The 2,228-nt window shown below is 51.6% G+C and carries 1 rRNA gene; it reads left to right on the forward strand.

Annotation, left to right across the window (positions count from 1 at the left end):
* Positions 1-2,228: ribosomal RNA gene (locus QRN53_RS20265) — 23S ribosomal RNA — on the forward strand; the annotation flags it as partial.

Genomic DNA, 2,228 nt, shown 5'->3' on the forward strand with positions numbered 1-2,228 from the left:
AAGTACCCTGAGGAAAAGAAATCAACCGAGATTCCCTTAGTAGTGGCGAGCGAACGGGGACTAGCCCTTAAGTGGCTTTGAGATTAGCGGAACGCTCTGGAAAGTGCGGCCATAGTGGGTGATAGCCCTGTACGCGAAAATCTCTTAGTCATGAAATCGAGTAGGACGGAGCACGAGAAACTTTGTCTGAATATGGGGGGACCATCCTCCAAGGCTAAATACTACTGACTGACCGATAGTGAACTAGTACCGTGAGGGAAAGGCGAAAAGAACCCCGGAGAGGGGAGTGAAATAGATCCTGAAACCGTATGCGTACAAGCAGTGGGAGCCCACTTTGTTGGGTGACTGCGTACCTTTTGTATAATGGGTCAGCGACTTATTTTCAGTGGCGAGCTTAACCGAATAGGGGAGGCGTAGCGAAAGCGAGTCTTAATAGGGCGTCTAGTCGCTGGGAATAGACCCGAAACCGGGCGATCTATCCATGGGCAGGTTGAAGGTTAGGTAACACTAACTGGAGGACCGAACCGACTACCGTTGAAAAGTTAGCGGATGACCTGTGGATCGGAGTGAAAGGCTAATCAAGCTCGGAGATAGCTGGTTCTCCTCGAAAGCTATTTAGGTAGCGCCTCATGTATCACTGTAGGGGGTAGAGCACTGTTTCGGCTAGGGGGTCATCCCGACTTACCAAACCGATGCAAACTCCGAATACCTACAAGTGCCGAGCATGGGAGACACACGGCGGGTGCTAACGTCCGTCGTGAAAAGGGAAACAACCCAGACCGTCAGCTAAGGTCCCAAAGTTATGGTTAAGTGGGAAACGATGTGGGAAGGCTTAGACAGCTAGGAGGTTGGCTTAGAAGCAGCCACCCTTTAAAGAAAGCGTAATAGCTCACTGGTCGAGTCGGCCTGCGCGGAAGATGTAACGGGGCTCAAACCATACACCGAAGCTACGGGTATCACTTAGGTGATGCGGTAGAGGAGCGTTCTGTAAGCCTGTGAAGGTGAGTTGAGAAGCTTGCTGGAGGTATCAGAAGTGCGAATGCTGACATGAGTAACGACAATGGGTGTGAAAAACACCCACGCCGAAAGACCAAGGTTTCCTGCGCAACGTTAATCGACGCAGGGTTAGTCGGTCCCTAAGGCGAGGCTGAAAAGCGTAGTCGATGGAAAACAGGTTAATATTCCTGTACTTCTGGTTATTGCGATGGAGGGACGGAGAAGGCTAGGCCAGCTTGGCGTTGGTTGTCCAAGTTTAAGGTGGTAGGCTGAGATCTTAGGTAAATCCGGGATCTTAAGGCCGAGAGCTGATGACGAGTCATCTTTTAGATGACGAAGTGGTTGATGCCATGCTTCCAAGAAAAGCTTCTAAGCTTCAGGTAACCAGGAACCGTACCCCAAACCGACACAGGTGGTTGGGTAGAGAATACCAAGGCGCTTGAGAGAACTCGGGTGAAGGAACTAGGCAAAATGGCACCGTAACTTCGGGAGAAGGTGCGCCGGTGAGGGTGAAGGACTTGCTCCGTAAGCTCATGCCGGTCGAAGATACCAGGCCGCTGCGACTGTTTATTAAAAACACAGCACTCTGCAAACACGAAAGTGGACGTATAGGGTGTGACGCCTGCCCGGTGCCGGAAGGTTAATTGATGGGGTTAGCTAACGCGAAGCTCTTGATCGAAGCCCCGGTAAACGGCGGCCGTAACTATAACGGTCCTAAGGTAGCGAAATTCCTTGTCGGGTAAGTTCCGACCTGCACGAATGGCGTAACGATGGCGGCGCTGTCTCCACCCGAGACTCAGTGAAATTGAAATCGCTGTGAAGATGCAGTGTATCCGCGGCTAGACGGAAAGACCCCGTGAACCTTTACTATAGCTTTGCACTGGACTTTGAATTTGCTTGTGTAGGATAGGTGGGAGGCTTTGAAGCGTGGACGCCAGTTCGCGTGGAGCCAACCTTGAAATACCACCCTGGCAACTTTGAGGTTCTAACTCAGGTCCGTTATCCGGATCGAGGACAGTGTATGGTGGGTAGTTTGACTGGGGCGGTCTCCTCCTAAAGAGTAACGGAGGAGTACGAAGGTGCGCTCAGACCGGTCGGAAATCGGTCGTAGAGTATAAAGGCAAAAGCGCGCTTGACTGCGAGACAGACACGTCGAGCAGGTACGAAAGTAGGTCTTAGTGATCCGGTGGTTCTGTATGGAAGGGCCATCGCTCAACGGATAAAAGGTACTC

Origin of the sequence: Pseudarthrobacter sp. fls2-241-R2A-127 (assembly GCF_030209355.1) — a bacterium.
Classification (GTDB): Bacteria; Actinomycetota; Actinomycetes; order Actinomycetales; family Micrococcaceae; genus Arthrobacter.